General features: G+C 73.6%; 12 protein-coding genes and 1 pseudogene. 8 read left to right on the forward strand and 5 right to left on the reverse strand.

All coding sequences use genetic code 11. From position 1 onward, the window contains the following. Nucleotides 1–4: 4 nt before the first annotated feature. A complete protein-coding gene (glgP, locus tag AB0J24_RS21220; protein ID WP_358683891.1) occupies nt 5–2,638 on the reverse strand; it encodes an alpha-glucan family phosphorylase in 2,634 nt (877 codons plus the stop codon). 252 nt (nt 2,639–2,890) lie between these two features. Between glgP and AB0J24_RS21225 the strand changes: the two genes are divergently transcribed. Then, nucleotides 2,891–4,882: an alpha-1,4-glucan--maltose-1-phosphate maltosyltransferase gene (locus AB0J24_RS21225; protein ID WP_358683893.1), complete on the forward strand. Its 1,992-nt coding sequence runs from the start codon at nt 2,891–2,893 to the stop codon at nt 4,880–4,882. 67 nt (nt 4,883–4,949) lie between these two features. Here the strand turns inward: AB0J24_RS21225 and AB0J24_RS21230 are convergent, their stop codons facing one another. From AB0J24_RS21230 to treS, 3 genes are all read right to left on the reverse strand, one after another. Continuing rightward, a complete protein-coding gene (locus tag AB0J24_RS21230) occupies nt 4,950–5,387 on the reverse strand; it encodes a TA system VapC family ribonuclease toxin (RefSeq protein WP_358683895.1) in 438 nt (145 codons plus the stop codon). Continuing rightward, nucleotides 5,384–5,623 carry a hypothetical protein gene (locus tag AB0J24_RS21235; protein WP_358683897.1) on the reverse strand — a complete coding sequence of 80 codons (240 nt, stop codon included), beginning with the start codon at nt 5,621–5,623 and terminating at the stop codon, nt 5,384–5,386. Before AB0J24_RS21235 ends, AB0J24_RS21230 begins: the two co-directional genes overlap by 4 nt. Nucleotides 5,624–5,686: 63 nt before the next feature. Beyond that, nucleotides 5,687–7,945 carry a maltose alpha-D-glucosyltransferase gene (gene treS / locus AB0J24_RS21240; RefSeq protein ID WP_358683899.1) on the reverse strand — a complete coding sequence of 753 codons (2,259 nt, stop codon included), beginning with the start codon at nt 7,943–7,945 and terminating at the stop codon, nt 5,687–5,689. Between the two features lie 360 nt (nt 7,946–8,305). Between treS and AB0J24_RS21245 the strand changes: the two genes are divergently transcribed. From AB0J24_RS21245 to glgB, 7 genes and pseudogenes are all read left to right on the forward strand, one after another. Further along, entirely contained in the window at nt 8,306–9,682 is a 1,377-nt protein-coding gene (locus tag AB0J24_RS21245) for an aminoglycoside phosphotransferase (protein ID WP_358683901.1), read from the forward strand. Nucleotides 9,683–9,867: 185 nt separating this feature from the next. Next, nucleotides 9,868–10,719, forward strand: a complete 852-nt coding sequence (locus tag AB0J24_RS21250) for a phosphatidylinositol-specific phospholipase C/glycerophosphodiester phosphodiesterase family protein (protein ID WP_358683903.1) — start codon at nt 9,868–9,870, stop codon at nt 10,717–10,719. 388 nt (nt 10,720–11,107) lie between these two features. Beyond that, nucleotides 11,108–11,806, forward strand: coding sequence for a hypothetical protein (locus AB0J24_RS21255; RefSeq protein ID WP_358683905.1), 699 nt, complete (start codon nt 11,108–11,110; stop codon nt 11,804–11,806). Further along, nucleotides 11,794–13,032: a glycosyltransferase gene (locus AB0J24_RS21260; protein WP_358683907.1), complete on the forward strand. Its 1,239-nt coding sequence runs from the start codon at nt 11,794–11,796 to the stop codon at nt 13,030–13,032. The genes AB0J24_RS21255 and AB0J24_RS21260 overlap by 13 nt, the downstream gene beginning before the upstream one ends. Beyond that, a complete protein-coding gene (locus tag AB0J24_RS21265; protein ID WP_358683909.1) occupies nt 13,029–13,889 on the forward strand; it encodes an alpha/beta fold hydrolase in 861 nt (286 codons plus the stop codon). The genes AB0J24_RS21260 and AB0J24_RS21265 overlap by 4 nt, the downstream gene beginning before the upstream one ends. Next, nucleotides 13,886–15,010 (forward strand): glycosyltransferase family 1 protein, encoded by a 1,125-nt coding sequence (locus AB0J24_RS21270; protein WP_358683911.1) that lies wholly within the window; start codon nt 13,886–13,888, stop codon nt 15,008–15,010. The genes AB0J24_RS21265 and AB0J24_RS21270 overlap by 4 nt, the downstream gene beginning before the upstream one ends. Nucleotides 15,011–15,209: 199 nt before the next feature. Further along, a pseudogene (glgB, locus tag AB0J24_RS21275) lies at nt 15,210–17,363 on the forward strand (1,4-alpha-glucan branching protein GlgB); the annotation flags it as partial. Nucleotides 17,364–18,119: 756 nt separating this feature from the next. Here glgB and AB0J24_RS21280 read toward each other — a convergent pair. After that, nucleotides 18,120–19,370, reverse strand: coding sequence for a glycosyltransferase family 87 protein (locus AB0J24_RS21280; RefSeq protein WP_358683913.1), 1,251 nt, complete (start codon nt 19,368–19,370; stop codon nt 18,120–18,122). Nucleotides 19,371–19,393: the final 23 nt, after the last annotated feature.

Consider the following 19,393-nt stretch of genomic DNA (forward strand, 5'->3'; position numbering starts at 1 on the left):
CCCGTCAGCCCGCCAGCACGATCCGCCCCAGCTCCGCCGACGACGCCAGGTGCGGATGCCGCGGCAGCACCCGCACCGTGTACCCGGTCAGCCCGGCGTGCGGCAGCGGTACCGCGACCTCCCAGCTGCCGTCGCCGCGGTGCTCCATCGCGACCGTCACCGGATCGGCCAGCTCGTCGGCGTCGTCGACCCGGCCGACGACGGCCTCGACGGTCACGTCCGACGGGTCCAGCCCGGCCAGGTCGACGCCGGCCCGCACGGTCATCGGGGACCCGACGACCGGGGTGTCGGGCAGCCCGGAGGCGTCCACCCCGGTGATCCGGATGTGGTTCCACGCCTTGTTCAACCGGTCCCGGAACCGGGCGATGTCGCGGGCCACCGCGTAGTCGTCGGCCGCTGCGGCCGCCGCGGACCGGCCGGCCGGGGCGTACCAGTCCTGTACGTACTCCCGGACCATCCGGGTCGCCTGCACCTTCGGCCGCAGCGTGGTCAGCGTGTGCCGGACCATCTCCACCCAGCGCGGCGGGACGCCGTCGACCCGGTCGTAGAACGCCGGGCCGACCTGGGTGGCGATCAGCTCGTAGAGCGCGTTCGCCTCCAGGTCGTCACGCCGGGTCGGGTCCTCGACGCCGTCCGCGGTGGGGATCGCCCAGCCGTTGCGGCCGTCGTAGAACTCGTCCCACCAGCCGTCCCGGATGGACAGGTTGAGCCCGCCGTTGAGCGCCGACTTCATCCCGGACGTCCCGCAGGCCTCCAGCGGGCGCAGCGGGTTGTTCAACCACACGTCGCAGCCCCAGTACAGGTAGCGGGCCATCGACATGTCGTAGTCGGGCAGGAACACGATCCGGTGCCGGACGCCGGCGTCGTCGGCGAACCGGACGATCTGCTGGATCAGCGCCTTGCCGCCGTCGTCGGCGGGGTGCGACTTGCCCGCGACGATCAGCTGCACCGGGCGGTGCGGGTCCAGCAGCAGTCCGCGCAACCGGTCCGGGTCGCGCAGCATCAGGGTGAGCCGCTTGTAGGTGGGCACCCGGCGGGCGAAACCGACGGTGAGCACGTCCCGGTCGAAGACGTGGTCGGTCCAGCCCAGCTCCGGCTCGGACGCGCCGCGCTCCAGCCAGGCGGCCCGGACCCGCCTGCGGACCTCGTCGACCAGTCGCGAGCGCAGCGTGTTCCGCAGCGACCAGAGATCGGCGTCGGAGACCTCGGCCGGTCCGGACTCCGGCGCGCCCAGGACCTCGGCGACCTGGCCGGCCTCCCAGGTGTTGCCGTGCACGCCGTTGGTGACCGAGCCGATCGGCACCTCCTCCCGGTCGAACCCGGCCCACAACCCGCCGAACATCTCCCGGGAGACGATCCCGTGCAGCTTCGAGACGCCGTTGGCGCGCTGGGCGAGACGCAGGCCCATGTACGCCATGTTGAACATCCCGTTCTCGGCGCCGGCGTCCGCCTCGGCGCCGAGCGCCAGCACCCGCTCGACCGGCAGACCGGGCAGCAGCCGGTCGGTCAGGTAGTGCCGCACCAGGTCCATGCCGAACCGGTCGATGCCGGCGGGCACCGGGGTGTGCGTGGTGAACACCGTTCCGGCCCGGACCGCGGCCAGCGCCTCGTCGAAGTCCAACCCGCGGCCGGAGGCCGTGACGGGCGAGCTGGACGAGGGCCCCGCACCGTTCGACGCGACCGCGGAGCCGGTGCACAGCTCCCGGATCCGCTCCAGCCCGAGGAAGCCCGCGTGCCCCTCGTTGGTGTGGAACACCTCGGGCGCCGGGTGACCGGTCACCCGGCAGAACGCGCGCACCGCGCGGACCCCGCCCACACCGATCAGGATCTCCTGCTGGATGCGGTGGTTCTGGTCGCCGCCGTACAGCCGGTCGGTGACCCCGCGCAGGTCCACCCCGTCGAACGGCCCGTCGGATCTCTCACCGGAGTTCCCACCGGAGTTCTCCGCTGTGTTCTCCGGTATGTCGGTGTCGAGCAGCAGCAGCGGCACCCGGCCGACCCGGGCCAGCCAGATCCGCGCGGTCAGGACGCGGTCACCGGGGACCGCGACCTCGACGTGCACCGGTTCGCCGTCGTCGGTGGCCAGCAGCTGCAACGGCAGGCCCTGCGGGTCGATCGCCGGGTAGTGCTCGAGCTGCCAGCCGTCCAGCGACAGCGACTGCCGGAAGTACCCCGAGCGGTACAGCAGCCCGACCGCGACCAGCGGGACACCCAGGTCGGACGCCGCCTTGAGGTGGTCCCCGGCCAGCACACCGAGCCCGCCCGAGTAGTTCGGCAGCACCTCGGAGACCCCGAACTCCATCGAGAAGTACGCGATCGCGGCCGGCAGGTCGGCGCCGTCCTGCCCCTGGTACCAGCGCGGCTCCTCGAGGTAACGCCGGAGACCGGCGGCACACTCGGCGACCTGGGCCACCAGCGCCTCGTCGGCGGCGAGCTCGACGAGCCGGGCGGTCGGGATCTCGCCGAGCAGCCGGACCGGGTCCTGCCCGCAGTCGTCCCAGGCCTGCGGGTCCAGCGAGGCGAACAGCTCGCGGGTGGGCGCGTGCCACGTCCACCGCAGGTTCGTGGCCAGTGTCTGCAACGGCGCGAGCGGACCGGGGAGCTGGGCACGGACGGTGAAACGGCGGAGGGCTCTCACGGCGGCGAGGGTAGCCGGGACCGCCGACACGCGTGAGCGGCCCGCCCGGCCCCGGGGACCCCTCGACGGTAGGGTTTGGCCGACCGCGGGGGAAGACCGGGTCCGTGCACGTCGGATCGGTTCCGTACCGCCGCGAACGCCGGCCCGCCCCGATGTCGCGGCGCTGGTGTGGCGGGCGCCGGACCGTGGCACGAGACTTCTTACCGACGGTGACGACGAGCCGCGGGGACGCGGAGCCTGGGGGTGCAGCCGATGACCGGTCGGCTCGGAATCGATGACGTGACACCGTTCGTGTCGACCGGGGACCCGGCCAAGGCCGTCGTCGGCGAGGTCGTCCCGATCCGGGCGACGGTGTGGCGGGAGGGGCACGACGCGGTCGCCGCGAACGTCGTCCTCACCCCGCTGGGTGCCGACGGCACCCCCGGCGAACCGCGCTACGTGCGGATGCTGTCGGAGGGCGAGGGGACCGACCGGTTCGGCGCCTGGGTGGTTCCCGACGCCGAGGGCCGCTGGACGTTCCGGGTGGACGCCTGGAGCGACCCGTGGGCGACGTGGCGCTCGGGTGTCGAGAAGAAGATCGCCGCCGGGCAGTCGGCCGAGGAACTGGCCAACGACCTGGAGATCGGCGCCCGGCTGCTGTCGCGGGTGGGCAGGCGTCCGTCCGAGAAGGACAACCGCGATCTGCTGCTGGGCGCGGCGAACGCCCTGCGCGACACCGCACTCCCGCTGCGGGCGCGGGTCGCCCCGGCGCTGTTCGACGCCGTCGTGACGATCATGACCGAGCGGCCGGTCCGCGAGCTGATCACCCGCGGCCCCGAGCGCGAGATCCACGTCGACCGCAAGCGTGCCCTCTACGGCTCCTGGTACGAGTTCTTCCCACGCTCCACCGGTGGCCGCGACGAGACCGGCCGCCCGGTGCACGGCACGTTCGCGACCTCGGCCAAGGAGCTCGACCGGATCGCCCGGATGGGCTTCGACGTCGTCTACCTCCCGCCGATCCACCCGGTCGGCACGGTGCACCGCAAGGGCCGCAACAACTCCGTGCACGCCGAACCGGGCGACGTCGGCTCGCCGTGGGCGATCGGGTCGGCCGCGGGCGGTCACGACGCCATCGAGCCGGAGCTGGGTGACCTCGACGACTTCGACGCGTTCGTCGCGAAGGCGGGCGAGCTCGGCCTCGAGGTCGCGCTCGACCTGGCGCTGCAGTGCGCGCCGGACCACCCGTGGGTCACCGAGCACCCGGAGTGGTTCACCGTCCGCCCGGACGGGACGATCGCCTACGCGGAGAACCCGCCGAAGCGCTACCAGGACATCTACCCGCTGAACTTCGATCGCGACCCGGCCGGAATCTACGCCGAGTGCCTGCGCGTGGTGCTGCACTGGGTCGAGCACGGGGTCAAGATCTTCCGGGTCGACAACCCGCACACCAAGCCGCCGAACTTCTGGCACTGGCTGATCTGGGAGGTCAAGCGCCACGACCCGGACGTGCTGTTCCTGGCCGAGGCGTTCACCCGCCCGGCCCGGTTGTTCGGGCTGGCGCGGCTGGGCTTCACCCAGTCCTACACGTACTTCACCTGGCGGACCGAGAAGGAGGAACTGGCCGACTTCGCGACGATGCACGTCGAGCACGCCGACGAGTGCCGGCCGAACCTGTTCACGAACACCCCGGACATCCTGCACGAGTCCCTGCAGACCGGCGGTCCGGCGATGTTCGCGATCCGGGCGACGCTGGCCGCGACGATGTCCCCGACCTGGGGCGTCTACTCCGGTTTCGAGCTGTACGAGGGCACCCCGGTCAAGCCGGGCAGCGAGGAGTACCTGGACTCGGAGAAGTACGAGCTGCGCCCGCGCGACTTCGAGACCGCGCTCAACCAGGGCCGGTCGCTGGAGCCCTACCTCACCCGGCTCAACGAGATCCGCCGCGAGCACCCCTCGCTGCAGCAGCTGCGCGAGATCCACTTCCACGAGGTGGACAACGAGCAGTTGATCGCCTACTCGCGGCTGGACCCGGCGACCGGTGACCAGATCCTCGTGGTGTGCACCCTGGACTCGTTCACCGCCCAGGAGGGCACCCTCAAGCTGGACATGCCCGCACTGGGGCTGGACTACGCCGACGTCGTCGACGTGCACGACGAGGTGTCCGGCCAGACCTTCCGCTGGGGAGAGTACAACTTCGTCCGCCTGGTCCCGGCCGAGCAGGTGGCCCACATCCTGCGGCTCCCGGCCCGGGCCCCGCTGGTCTGACCCGCGCTGATCACCGATCGGGCACCGGGGCGTTCGCCCGGCGAGCGTTCCGGTGCCCGATCCGTGATCACCCGTCGGACGGGTCCAGGGCGGTGATGCCGAGGAACCGCCGGAAGCCCCGGTCGGACGTCCATATCGTCGCGACACCGTGCTCCCGCATCAGGGCCGCGATGTGCGCGTCGGGCACCAGGTTCCCCCGGACGACGTCGCCGGCGACCGTGTCCCGGAACGCGCTCCAGAATCCCTCGCCCTCGCCCGGCGTGCGGACGTGCGGCCGGGACAGCAGGGCCTCCAGGTTCGCCACGGCGGTGGCCGGATCGACGGGCCGCGTGAAGATCCGCGGATGTGTCGCGATCCGCAGGTACGCCATCGCCACGGGCCAGAAGACGTGCACCAGCCCGGGCCCCGTCGCCAGCCGGTCGAGCAGGGTCCTGTTCGCCTCGTGCCGGGGACTGTCCACGTCCGACGCGTAGAGCAGGACGTTGGCGTCGACGGTGACGCTCACCTGCCACCGTCGAGCAGGTCGAGGACGGTGTCGCGGTCCTCGAGGTCGACGCGGGCCCCCATCGAGGTCGACGTCCAGTCGAGCGGTCCGGTCGCCGCACCGTCGTCGCGCGCCTCGTCGTCCAACGCCTTGGCGAGGAGTTCGGACATCAGTGCACCGAGCGTGGTCCGTCGTCGCTGCTGCAGCTTCTTGAGCTGCGCCAGCACCGATCCATCGATGTCCACCGTCGTCCGCACATCACAAGCGTACCGTTGACGCATCAGATGCGTCGACGGCTCGTGCACGGGACCCGGTCCCGCTCAGGCCCCGTCCTCGACCGCCGGCGCCTCCAGCACCACCGCCGTCGCCCGGAACGGCGTCATGTCCACCCGGAACCCCTGCAGGTCGTCGACCGTTCCGACGGTCTCCCCGGAGAACAGGTCGACCACCACCGACCCCGGCTCGAAGTGCTCCGACCGCACCGCCGCGTCGACGTGCTCGTCGGCGAAGTTCAGCACCGTCGCCTGGGTCCGGCCGTCGTCGAGCGCGTGCACCATCACCAGCAGCCCCCGGTGCGCCACGTCCGGCACGTCGATCTGCCGGGCCGTCGCCACCCCGCTGTGCTTGCGGACGGCCAGGATCGCCTGCATCTGCCGGGCGAAGCTGGTCTCGTCGGTGAGCTGGTCGGGCAGCGAGCCGTAGAGGCTCCGCCCCCGGGGCATCCCGGCCGAGGAGCGGTCGGCGTCGGGCGAGTGGCCCATCAGGTCGTGCGCCGGCCGGGAGATCCACCGGGTGTCACCGGAGGCCAGCAGGTCCGAGACCTGCTCGGGGGGCAGGGTCAGCATCCCGAGCAGGTCCCAGCCCGACAGCGCGAACACACCGGGCTGGAACGCGTTGAACATGACCAGCAGCAGGTGCACCTGCCGGATCCGCTCGACGTCGGCCGGGGTGATGTCGTCGAGCGTCGAGATGCCCAGCGACGCCGCGATCACGGTCGCCGTGGTGCAGGCGATCCCGTTCGTCGTGAAGATCAGGTTGTACGGGGCGTCCGGCCCGGTCAGGTGGTCGCACAGGTCGCGCCGGATGGTGTCGGCGAGCTCGCCACCGGTGATCTCCTCGCCGCGGAAGGCGAACAGGTCGGTCGCGTGCCCGGCCGTCCAGTGCACCAGCTCGTAGGTCAGCTCGTCGTGGTTCTGCAGCGCGTGCACCAGCGACGCCGGGTCGACGCCCAGGTCGAGCGCGGTGCGCAGGGTGAGCCGCAGGAACTCGGTGTCGGCGGTGGCCAGCGCATGGTGGTAGGCGGGCCGGTTGATGAAGTCGTAGGACAGGTCGGCGCCGGCCTCGGAGGTGACCTTGATGTCGTCGACGGTCAGGTTCAGCTCCTGGAAGGTGAACCCGCCGACCTTGCGCACCATGGAGGCGATCAGGTGGTTCGCCGCCTCCGACAGCGGATGCCCCTCGGACCAGCCCGGATTCCCACCGGCCGACTTCTCGACGCCGAGGAAGCCGTTGGCGTCCAGGCGCAGCGCCCCCGAGCCGAGGTCCGCCAGCGAGTGCAGGGCGTCGCCCACCACCATCCGCATCCCGGCGAAGGTCGGGTCCAGCCAGTTCACCGACGGCTGGCCGTCCTTGAAGTAGTGCAGGTACACCCACCGCCGGACGACGCCGTCGACCCCGGTGACCTCGCCGGTCACCGACCAGTTGGTCTCCTTCACGCCCTCCCGGAAGAAGATCACCCGCTGCAACCGGCCGACGATGTAGCCGGCCTTCTCCAGCGCCTCCTCGGTGGCGGCGTCGAGGTTCACCGAGTCCCGCCCGGGCGGGACGTCGGGCAGCGTGCCCCAGTCCGCAGGCTCGATCTCCACCATGTGGTAGATCCCCGGGTAGTCGCCGTAGGCGAGCTCGGCGAGCCGGAAGTCGGGGCCCTTGCCGGTGTGGCCGGGCACGACGTCGTCGATGATCGTGCCGCCGTGCCAGGTGGCGGTGGCGCACATGCCGCGGAACTCGTCCTCGGTGCCGAACACCGGATCGATCTCGTTGGAGATGCGGTCGAAGTGCCCGTCGACGCTCGGGGTCGGCTGCCAGCCGGACAGCCCGCCCGCCTTCTTCACCGGCCCGGTGTGGACACCCTCGATGCCGATCGTCTCGAACGCCTGCCACAGCTCCTCGTCGCCGAGCGCGCCGAGGAAGGACACCCCGGGCCGGGTGATCAACGAGATCGGGTACGCGGTGAACCAGACCGATGCGGTCTCCACGGCGTGCCGCGGGCCGGGACTGGCGAACGGGTTCTGCCACATCGAACCCTGCCCGGAGAACTGCCGGGCCAGCTCGTCGGCATGGGACAGCATCGACTGCGCGAGCAGCCAGGACACGTACACCGGGTTCTCACCCGAGGCGGGACCGTCCTGGGAGACCGAACGGCGGCGCACCGTCGAGCGGACCCGGGCGCGGTGGCGCAGCGTGCGCGGCCGGGCCTCGTGGAAGTACTCGGCGAAGTTGACGTCCGGCGGCTGCGGCGCGGGTTCCTCGCCGGCCCCGGAGGTCGCAGTGTCCTCGGCCATCGGCTCTCGCTCGCTCACGCCGCCGGTCCTCCGGGTCGCTGTCGGGGCTCGTCGGTGCCGCTGCCGCCCCCGGCCGCGGACGGCCGGGCACGGCCCCGCGGACCGACCGGCGCCGGAACACGCCGGAGCGCCGCGGACCCACGGGGGCACCGGGATCAGTATGGGTTTCCGGGCACGGGGCTGCCCGGGAGAGGGGTCGGTGACCGCCCGTGACGACGGGTAAGCCATCCGCGACGGACAGTACCAGTGGGTCGGGTGCACACCCGGCCCGGACCGGCGCTCACGGTTAGGGTTCTGCGGATGCGGAACGCACCGGGGGTGTGCGGGGCCGCAGCGAGCCACAGCCGGGCGGACGCCCCGGCAGGAGGAGGACGACGCGTGGGTCCGACCGGAGCATCCGACGACCTCACGGTGCTTCCCGGCCTGCTCCGGGGCTGGCTCCCGGGGCGGCGCTGGTTCGCCGAGAAGGGGCGGCCGCTGCAGGCGGTCCGGATCGCCTCCCGGACCGAGCTGCCCGCTCCCGCGGGGCTGCTCGGGCTCGACGTCCTCGTGCTCGCGGTCTCCTTCGCCGACGGCCCGGACCGGCACTACCAGCTGCACCTGGCCCGCCGAGCCGGCGCCGGACCGGACCGGCTCGGTCCGGCGGTGATCGCCGAGCGGGACGGCGTCGTCCTCTACGACGGGCTGCACGACCCCGCCGTCACCGGGTGGCTGCTCGATGCGATCGCGACCGGCACCACGGTGGACGGTCTGGCCTTCGTGCCCGAACCCGGTGCCGTGCTGCCCACCGGCGAGACCGGCACGGTCGTCGACGCCGAACAGTCCAACACCTCGGTCCGCTGGGGCGAGCGGTCCATCCTCAAGATCTACCGTCGGCTCTCCCCCGGCCTGAACCCCGATCTCGAACTGCACCGCGCGCTGCGCTCGGCCGGGGTCGGGGCGGTCGCCGCGTTGCAGGGTGCCATCGAGGGCAGCCTCGACGGTCTGCCCGCCACCTACGGCCTGCTGCAGGAGTTCGCCGCGGGCTCCCAGGACGGCTGGGAACGCGCCGTACGGGCCGTCCGCGAGGGACGGGACTTCACCGCCGACGCACGTGCGCTCGGCGCCGCGCTCGCCGACGTGCACCTGGCGCTGCGCGACCAACTCGGCGCGGGCCGGGCCGACCCGGTCGCGATGGCCGGGTACTGGACGTCCCGGCTGGAGACCGTCGCCGCCCAGGTCCCGGTGCTCGCCCCGCACGTTCCGGCGATCCGTGCCGTCTACGACGAGGTGGCCGGGCTCGACGAGCCGGTCGTCGTCCAGCGGGTGCACGGTGACCTGCACCTGGGCCAGACCCTGCGCACCCCCGAGGGGGGCTGGCTGATCATCGACTTCGAGGGCGAGCCCGCGGCCACCCCGGCCGAACGGCGGGCGCCGGACTCCGCGGTCCGCGACGTCGTCGGAATGCTGTTCTCCTTCGACTACGCGGCCTTCCACCACCTGCTCTCCCACTCCGGCACGCCCGGCGGGGGCCTCGGCTCGGACACCCCCGGGGCGCGCGCGGCGCACGCCTGGTCCACCGCCAACCGGGACGCGTTCTGCATCGGTTACGCCGCGCGCACCGACACCGACCCGCGCACCCATGCCGCGCTGCTGCGCGCCTACGAGCTCGACAAGGCCGTCTACCAGGTGCTCTACGAGACCCGCAGCCGCCCGAGCTGGCTCCCGATCCCGCTGACCGCGATCACCCGCACCGTGTCCGGCCGGAGCAGGTGAGGGGCCCACACCTGTCCGGGCGGTGCCACGGGGCCGTCCCGGGCGGGGTCCGGCAGGTCGATTCGGCTCGTCCGCGCCCGGCCCCGCGCGGTCCGGCACCGACGCCGGACCGCCCGGCAGCGTTCACCCGGCGGCCACCCGAGTTCGACAGAGTGTGACCCCATTCGACCGATCGGGGGATCACATTGCGTCGCATCGCACTCCTGGCCTGCTCCGTCCTGGCCTGTACGGCCGTCCTGGCGGGGGCCGCCTCGGCCGAGGAGCGCGACGGCCCACCGCACCCGGTCGCGCCGCTCGCCCAGGCCCACGCCCACAACGACTACGAGCACCCGCGGCCGTTGCACGACGCGCTCTCGCACGGATTCACCAGCGTCGAGGCCGACGTGTGGCTGGTCGACGGGGCGCTGCTCGTGGCCCACGACCTCGAGGACGTCGAGCCGGGACGCACCCTGCAGTCGCTCTACCTGGACCCGCTGGCGCACCGCGTCCGGGAGAACCGCGGCTCCGTCCATCCGGAGCGGGTCCCGTTCCAGCTGCTGATCGACCTCAAGAGCGACGGCCCGGCGACCTACGAAGCCGTCGAGCGGGCACTCGCCGCGTACCCGGGGCTGACGACCACGGTCGAGCAGGACGGCCGCGGCGGGCAGCAGGTCCGTCGCGGGCCGATCGAGGCCGTGATCAGCGGCAACCGGCCCCTGGAGCTGATGCGGGACCGGCCGGTCCGGCGCTCGGGCTACGACGGCCGGCTGACCGATCTCGGGTCCGGCCTGCCCGCCTCGCTCATGCCGCTGGTCAGCGACAACTGGACCAACCACTTCACGTGGACCGGAGAGGGCGAGATCCCCGCACAGGAGCGGGCCACGCTGCAGCGCATCGTTCGGTCGGCGCACGCCGAGGGGTACCGGGTCCGTTTCTGGGCCACGCCCGACACCCCGGGCCCGGCCCGGGACCGGCTGTGGCGCGAACTGCTCCGCGCCGGCGTCGACCACATCAACACCGACGATCTCGCCGGCCTGGAGCGTTTCCTGCGCCGGTGACCGCCGGACGTCGCCCGGGGTGCGCCGCCCGGCCCACGGCCACCGGCTCCGACACGCCCGGCGCAGGTCTCGGTTCGGACACCACCGGGTCGCGCGCGGCACACGCCCGGCCCACCACCGACCGGGACCCGCCTTCGCGTCGGCCACGCCACGCGCACCCGCACCGACCCGCGCCCCCGCACCGCGCGACCGCACGGCAGGGCGCCCGGCCAGGCCGTCTACCAGGTACGGCAGGGCACGCGCAGCCGCCGCGTCCGGCCCGGCGATCCCGCGGACGGGGATGTCGCTTACCACGCCCGGGCGGAGCACGTAACCCGGAAGCCACCGGACCTTCGCGAAGCCGCCGCCCGGGCAACGCCGGACGCCCCGGGCGGACGGTCGCGAGATCGTGGAATCCTCCGAAGAGGAGGAACACTGCGATGACACGACGACGCCGGGCGAGCCGATGACCCCGGCCGCGACCCTCCCCGGCCTCGACGACGTGCTGGGGCTGATGCTGGCACCCGAGCCGGGCACCCTCGCCCTCACGCTCGGGGTGCTCGCCGTCGGCGTGTTCGTGGAGGGCCCGGTCGTCACCGTGGTGGCCGGCTCGCTGGCCGGTGCCGGGATCCTCGACTGGTGGGCGGTGCTGCTGGTCGCCGTCGTCGCCGATCTGGTCGCCGACACCGCCCTCTACCTGCTCGGCCGGGGCGGCAGGCGACCCCGGGTGGCACCCGTCCTCGTGAGACTCGGGCTCACCGGCGCACGCTGGGGGTCGTTGCGCGAACGGGTGGGGGACAATCTCGGGCACGTGGTCCTGGGCGCGAAACTCGTCGACGTGGGAGCCATCCCCGCGTTCCTGGCCACCGGTCTGGCGGGGGTGCCCTACCACCGGCTCCTGGCCTGGGCGGTGCCCGCCACCGTGGTCCGCTCAGCGCTGCTGGTCGGGATCGGCTGGGCGGTGGGCGGCCGGCTCGCCGCCGAGCTGGCGGACCGCCCGTGGATCCTGGTGGTGGCCGGTCTCGGCGTCGGCGTCGGACTGGTGGCCGGGCGCGCACTGTGGGTGCGCGCCGCGACCTCGCGGAAGGAGAACGTGTGCGCGTCCTGATCGGGGCCGACACCTGGATACCGGACGTCAACGGGGCCTCCTACGCAGCTCGGCGGCTGGCCGCCGGACTGGCCGGGCGCGGGCACGACGTGCACGTCGCGGCACCGGCGCGCGGGCTGCGCAGCCGACCCGCCCGGACGGTGGGTCCGCTGACCGAGCACCGGGTCCGGTCGTTCCCGGTGCCGAAACCGCCCGACTTCCGGCTGTGCCCCCCGCTCGCGCTGCGGCACACCGCCCGCAGGCTGCTGACCCGCATCCGGCCCGACGTCGTCCACGTGCAGAGCCACATGGTCCTCGGCCGGGCGCTGCTGTCCGCGGCGCAGGATCTCGGCGTCCCGTCGGTCGCGACGACGCACATGATCCCGGAGAACATCCTGCCCGCGATCAGCTTCCTGCACCTGCCCCCGGCGCAGCTGAAGAAGCTGTTCTGGTGGGACGCGGCGCGGGTGCTCTCCCGCGCCGGCGTGATCACCGCCCCCACCCCGCTGGCGGCGTCACTGGCCGAGCGCAACGGTGTCCCGGGTCCGGTGATGCCGGTGTCGAACGGCCTGGACCTGTCCCGGTTCCGGCCCGACACGCAGGGCCGCGGGACCGCGTTCCGGATCCGCCACGGCATTCCCGAGTCCGCCCCGCTGGCCGGGTTCGTCGGACGACTGGACCGGGAGAAGCACGTCGACGAGCTGGTCCGGGCACTGCCGCTGGTCCGCGACACGCTGCCGCAGGCGCGTCTGATCGTGGTCGGCGACGGTGAGGAACGGGTCCGGCTGCACGCCGCGGCGCGCGCCGCCGGGGTCGGGCACGCCGTCGTCTTCACCGGGCGGATCACCGACGACGAGATCCCCGACGTCTACGCCGCGCTGGACGTGTTCGTGAACGCGGGCACCGCCGAGCTGCAGAGCCTGGTGACGCTGGAGGCGATGGCGTCCGGCAAGCCGGTCGTCGCCGTCGACGCCGGGGCGCTCCCGCACCTGGCCCGCCAGGGTGAGAACGGTTTCCGCTACCCGCACGGCGATGTGCCGGCGCTGGCCGACCGGCTGGTCCGGGTGCTCGCCGACCCGGCCGCCGCGGAGTCGATGGGCCGGGCGAGCCTGCGGATCGCCGGCGAGCACGGGATGGACGCCACCCTCGACGCCTTCGAGGTGCTCTACCGTTCCCGCACCGCGCCGATCGTCGGGACCCGGCCGCCGCGCCGGTCCGCCGAGCGGCGCACCGGGTCCCACCGGTGACGGCGGCCGTCCGGGAACGGGTGCGCCGCACCGAGCGCACCGTCGACGGTGCCCGGACCGTCGTGCACACCGTCGGCGACCCGTCCGCGCCGCCGGTGCTGGCGCTGCACGGGCTGCGCGGGAGCCATCACGGCCTGGTGCCGCTGGCGTCGCGGTTGCCCGGTGCCCACGTCGTCGCGCCGGACCTGCCCGGGTTCGGGGGGTCCCCGCCGTTCACCGACCGCGTCCACGACGTCGCCGGGTACGCCCGCTGGGCGGCCGCGCTGCTGCGCGAACTCGGGCCCGCGACGGTGCTGCTCGGCCACTCCTTCGGATCGGTGGTGGCGACGGCCGCCGCCGCCGAGTGCGCCCCGCGCGCGCTGGTGCTGCTCAACCCGATCGCCGAACCGGCGTCGGCGGCGGGCGGGGTGACCGGCATGGGCACCCGGTTGACGGCGCTGCTGCACGAGGGGGCCGCCCGGTTGCGGTTCGACGGGGTGCTGCGGCACCGCCTGCTCGCCGACGCCGCCACGGCCACGATGGCGACCACCACCGATCCGCTGCTGCGGCACTGGATCGTCGACGAGCACCGGGCCCGGTTCGGCACGTTCGCCGACGTCCGGTCGCTGCTGGAGGCGTTCCGCGCGGCCGGGTCCGGGTCGGCGCGCTCGTGGGCGCCGCGGGTGGGTGGACCGGTGCTGCTGCTCGCCGGTGCCCGGGACCGGGTCGCGCCGGTCGCCGGGCAGCACGCGCTCGCCGCCGCGTTCCCGGACGCCCGCCTGGTCCTGCTGCCGCGCACCGGGCACCTGGTGCACTACGAGGCACCTGCCTGGGCGGCCCGGGAGATCAGCGGCTTCCTCGACGGACTGCCGCGGTGAGGATCCTCGTCGACTGCCGCTACATCCGGCCCGGCGCACCGGACGGGATCGGCCGCTACACCACCGGTCTGGTCCGCGCGTTGGACCGGTTGCACCCGGTCGAGCTGCTGGTGTCGGACCCGCGGCAGCGCGAGGGCCTGCCCGAGCGGCCCGCGCACACCCTGCCCCCGCCCACCGGGCCCGGTGAGCCGTTCGTGGCCCGGCGGGTGAACCGGCTGCTCGCCGGGGCGGCCGCTGGTCCCGGCGCCGAGCCCGACACCGTCGTGTTCTCCCCGATGCAGACGATGGGCACGCTGGGGCGGCGCTACGCCGTCGTCCTGACCGTGCACGACCTCATCTACTACCGGCACCGGACGCCGCCGCCGTGGCTGGCGGCACCGGTCCGCGCGCTGTGGCGCGCCTACCACCTGTCGTGGTGGCCGCAGCGGCTGCTGCTCGCGGGCGCCGACGCGGTCGCCGTGGTGTCCCGGGCCACCGGTGATCTCCTCGCCGCGCACCGGCTCACCCGGCGGCCGGTCGCTGTCGTCCCGGACGCCACCGACTTCCACCTCCCCGAGGGCACGCCGCCGCGCACCCGGCCGGGCGGCAACCGGATCGTCTACGCCGGGTCGTTCATGCCCTACAAGAACGTCGCGACCCTCGCCCGGGCCGCGGCCCTGCTCGACGATCACCAGCTGCACCTGGTCTCCCCGGTGCCACCGGGGGTGCGCGCCGAGCTGGAACGGCTCGCCGGGGACAACCGGCCGGTGTTCCACGACGGTGTCGACGACGCCGGCTACCGCGCGCTGCTCGACGGCGCGACGGCGCTGGTGTCCGCCTCCCGGGACGAGGGATTCGGGCTGCCGGTGCTGGAGGCCATGGCCCGCGGCTGCCCGGTGGTCGTCTCCGACATCCCGGCCTTCCGGGAGGTCGCGGGCGACGCCGGGTTGTTCGTCGACCCGGACGACCCGGCGGGTTTCGCCGCCGCCGTCCGGTCGCTCGACGACGGCTGGACGCAGCGTTCGGACGCGGTGCGGGAGCGGGCGCGGAACCGGACCTGGGACGCCTCCGCGGCCACCCTGCTGGAGGTACTGGAGGATGCCGTCGCCCGCAGGCGTCACCCGCCCGGAGGGGTCCGCTGACACCGCGCGCCGCCCGTCGGACTGCGATCGGGCAACAGTGGGTCCCCGCGCTCGGCGGCTCCCGGCCATGGACAGTACGGTTCCGCAGGTGACCTCCGAAGAGACGCGAGCGACCCGTGCGACCCCGGCCTCGGCGGCCCCGGCGCCGTCGGCGACGGAGGAGACGCACGCGCCCGACCAGGCGACCGTCGACCGGCTCCTGGGTGGAGCCCACCACGACCCGCACTCGGTGCTGGGTGCGCACCCGCACGCCGACGGCACCGTCATCCGGGTCCTGCAGCCGCAGGCCACCTCGGTGGCCGTGCTGCCCAACGGCGAGCGCGAGCTGGCCCACGAGCTGGAGCGGGTGCACGATGCTGGGCTGTTCTCCGGGGTCGTGCCCGGATCGGGCGGCGACTACCGGCTGCTCGTGCGCCACGGTGACGACCCGGCTGCCGAGCGCGTCGTCGACGACCCCTACCGCTGGCTCCCGACGCTCGGCGAGATGGACCTGCACCTCATCGGTGAGGGACGTCACGAGCGGCTGTGGGACGTGCTGGGTGCGCACGTGCGGGAGTACGAGACCGCCTCCGGGCCGGTGACCGGCACCAGCTTCGCCGTCTGGGCACCGAACGCCGGCGGCGTGCGGGTGACCGGTGACTTCGACGGCTGGGCCGGCTGGACGCTGCCGATGCGGTCGCTGGGCGGCTCCGGGATCTGGGAGATCTTCCTGCCCGGCGTCGGTGTCGGCGCCCGCTACAAGTACCGCGTCCTCGGCCCGGACGGCCGCTGGCGGGACAAGGCCGACCCGATGGCCTACGCCACCGAGATCCCGCCGCAGACCGCCTCGGTGGTGACCACGCCGGTGCACGAGTGGGGCGACCACGAGTGGATGGCCGCCCGCGCCGACCGCAGGCCGCACGAGGAGCCGATGAGCATCTACGAGATGCACCTCGGTTCGTGGGTGCCCGGCCTGGGCTACCGCGAGATCGCCGAGCGGCTGGTCGCCTACCTCGACACGACCGGTTTCACCCACGTCGAGCTGCTGCCGGTGGCCGAGCACCCGTTCGGCGGGTCCTGGGGCTACCAGGTCACCTCCTACTACGCGCCGACCTCACGTTTCGGCACCCCGGACGACTTCCGGTGGTTCGTCGACCGGCTGCACCGGGCCGGGTACGGCGTGATCGTCGACTGGGTGCCCGCGCACTTCCCGCGCGACGAGTGGGCGCTGGCCCGCTTCGACGGCACCGCCTGCTACGAGCACGCCGACCCGCGCCGTGGCGAGCAGCCCGACTGGGGCACGCTGGTGTTCGACTTCGGCCGCAACGAGGTGCGCAACTTCCTCGTCGCGAACGCCCTGTACTGGCTGGAGTCGTTCCACATCGACGGTCTGCGGGTGGACGCGGTCGCCTCGATGCTCTACCTGGACTACTCGCGGGCCGACGGCCAGTGGCTGCCGAACGTGCACGGCGGCCGGGAGAACCTGGACGCGGTGGCGTTCCTGCAGGAGATGAACGCTACCGTCTACCGGGAGCATCCCGGCGTGGTGACGATCGCCGAGGAGTCCACCGCCTGGCCCGGCGTCACCCGCCCCACCTACATGGGCGGGCTCGGTTTCGGGCTGAAGTGGAACATGGGCTGGATGCACGACACGCTCGACTACACCGGGCGCGACCCGGTGCACCGCAGCTACCACCACAACCAGATGACGTTCTCCCTGATGTACGCGTTCAGCGAGAACTACGTGCTGCCGATCAGCCACGACGAGGTCGTGCACGGCAAGGGTTCGCTGTGGAGCCGGATGCCCGGTGACGACTGGAACAAGGCGGCCGGGGTCCGCGCCCTGCTCGCCTACATGTGGGCGCACCCGGGCAAGCAGCTGCTGTTCATGGGCGGGGAGTTCGGACAGCCCCGGGAGTGGTCCGAGCAGCGGTCGCTGGACTGGCACCTGCAGGAGTCCGAACCGTTGCACAGCGGCATCACCTCGCTGGTCGGCGACCTGAACCGGGCCTACCGGGAGAACTCCGCGCTGTGGTCGCACGACACCACGCCGGAGGGCTTCGCCTGGATCGACGCCAACGACGCGACCGGCAACGTCTTCTCCTTCCTGCGGCACGGTGTCGACGCCCAGGGGCGGCCGACGGTGCTGGCCTGCATCGCGAACTTCGCCGGCGCCCCGCGGGAGAACTACCGGGTCGGGCTGCCGTTCGCCGGGAACTGGACCGAGCTGGTGAACACCGACGCGTCCAGCTACGGCGGATCCGGTGTCGGCAACCTGGGGCGGGTGCGCGCCGAGCAGTACATGTGGCACGGGCAGCCGGCGTCGGCGGTGCTGCAGCTGCCCCCGTCGGGCGTGCTGTGGCTGGTGCCCGAGCAGACCGGCGGTCCGGTGACGTCGGTCCCGGCCACCGGGTCCGCCGCGGCGCCTGCCACCGTCCCGCCGCCGCTGCCCGTCAGCGAGCTGCCCGACGAGCCGGAGACCACCGACGTGGAGGCGCCCGTCACCCCGGACGACGGCTACCGGGCCGCCGGACCGGACCCGGTCCGGTCCGGTCCGGACGGGCCCGGCGGGAACGGGACCGGACCGCTGGCGCCGGTCGAACCGTCGGCGCCGACTGCCGACGACACCGGGAACGACGCCCGGGACGACGCCGGGGACGGCTCCGCGCGGCCCGGGGGATCCGGCACCGAGAGCCCGGTGTCACAGAGCGTCTCACCGGCGCCGGGGACGGTCGGGGCGCGCGCGGTCCGCAACGGGTCGTTCGTGACCGGGAGCTCCGGGACCGGTCGATCGGACACCGGCACCTCGTCGGCGGACTGATCGTCCTACCGGCAGGCCGGGCCCGGCTCGTCCGGCGGGGTCCGGTCGGCCGGATCGGCGCGCTCCGGAGTGCCTGTCCCCTCCTCGTCGTCGGGGCACCAGGACGCCCGGGACGTCGGCTCCGGGAGCCGGTCCACATCCACCCACACTCGGGCCACGTCCCTCCCTCCTGCGCCGCGCACCATCACGCCTGACAACAAGAAGCTTTACATCACCTCACCTTAAGGGGAGGCAGGGCTTCCGCAGAACGGAACAGCTACCGGTTTCACGGTGGATCGGGTCGGTGGGCGGTCCACCAGCGGTCGCGCTTCACACGCCCGGGCGCATCGGTTCCCGTGCCATCCCCGGACGTGCACCCCCCTCGATTCCGGGGCCGGGCGGCGCCGGACCCGTGGCGGGCCGCAGCAGCGCCCACCACGCTGCGAGCAGCACCGCGGTGTAGAGGGCTCGCCCCACCGGGCTGAGCGGATTGCCGTCGGCCCACAGATCGACCCAGCTCACCGGGATCACGGCCAGCGCGAAGACCGCGCCCACGACCCGCCGCCGGGTGTCCCCCGGACGCGCCGACGCGACCAGGGCCAGCAGACCGGGCCAGAGCAGCAGCAGGTAGTTGTGCCAGGAGATCGGTGCGGCCAGCAGGCCGGTGGCGAGCACCGCGAACGGGGCGGTCCCGCCGGGGTCGGTTCCGGCGGCGGACACGATCCCGTGCCGGGCGGTGCGCCGCGCGTAGTGCGCGAGCGTCCCGATCAACAGGGCCGCACCCACCACCGTCCCCACGACGGCCGGGAGCCCCCACCGCAACGCCAGACCCGGCAACGAGGCGTTGTCCGGGGTCGGGCCGACCGGCTCGGCCAGCGCCATCGTCCACCACTGCCACGCCGTCGGCCATCCGGCGACCGCCACCCCGGTGAGCGTGGCCACCGCGGCGGAGCAGATGCCGACGAGGAACGGGCGCCACCGCCGCTGGGCCGCCGCGAGGAGCAACAGCGGCGCCAGCGACGGTTTCACCGCCACCGTCACCCCGTACAGGATCGCCGCCAGCACCGGACGTCCCCGCCGTTCGGCGATCCAACCGGCGGTGATCCCGGCCAGCAGCAGCGGGTAGATCTGGCCGAGCAGCAGCGTCCCGTGCAACGGCGACGACGCCAGCACCGCGCCGATCCCCACCAGCGTCCAGGTCCGGCCCAGGCGCAGCTCCCGGCAGGTGGCCGCGACCGATCCCAGCACGAGCAGCACCGAACAGACCGTCAGGATCCGGTAACCGGTCAGCGCGTCGAGCACACCCAGCGGCGCCAGCAGGACGGCGAGCAGCGGCGGGTTCAGGTTGTGCAGCCGGGCACCGGTGTCGTAGATCGTCGAGCTGCCGGGGCCGTGCTCGACGAGCGCGCGCGCCGAATGCCAGAAGGTGTCGAAGTCGACGTGCATGCCCGCGACGTCGGGGTGCGGGAGCCACCGCAGCAGCGGCGGCTGACCGAGGGCGAACAACAGCGCCGCGGTCACCAGGGCGGCGGCCGTGACCACCGGGGCGACCCGGCGCACCAGCCGGTACGGGCCGGTCACGACGGAACCCGGGTCACGTCCGG

This window comes from Pseudonocardia sp. NPDC049635 (genome assembly GCF_040659795.1).
Lineage (GTDB): Bacteria > Actinomycetota > Actinomycetes > Mycobacteriales > Pseudonocardiaceae > Pseudonocardia.

Bases quoted from the DNA above. Each gene is read 5' to 3' on its own strand.
- AB0J24_RS21225 (WP_358683893.1), top strand. From the start codon at position 2,891: ATGACCGGTCGGCTCGGAATCGATGACGTGACACCGTTCGTGTCGACC.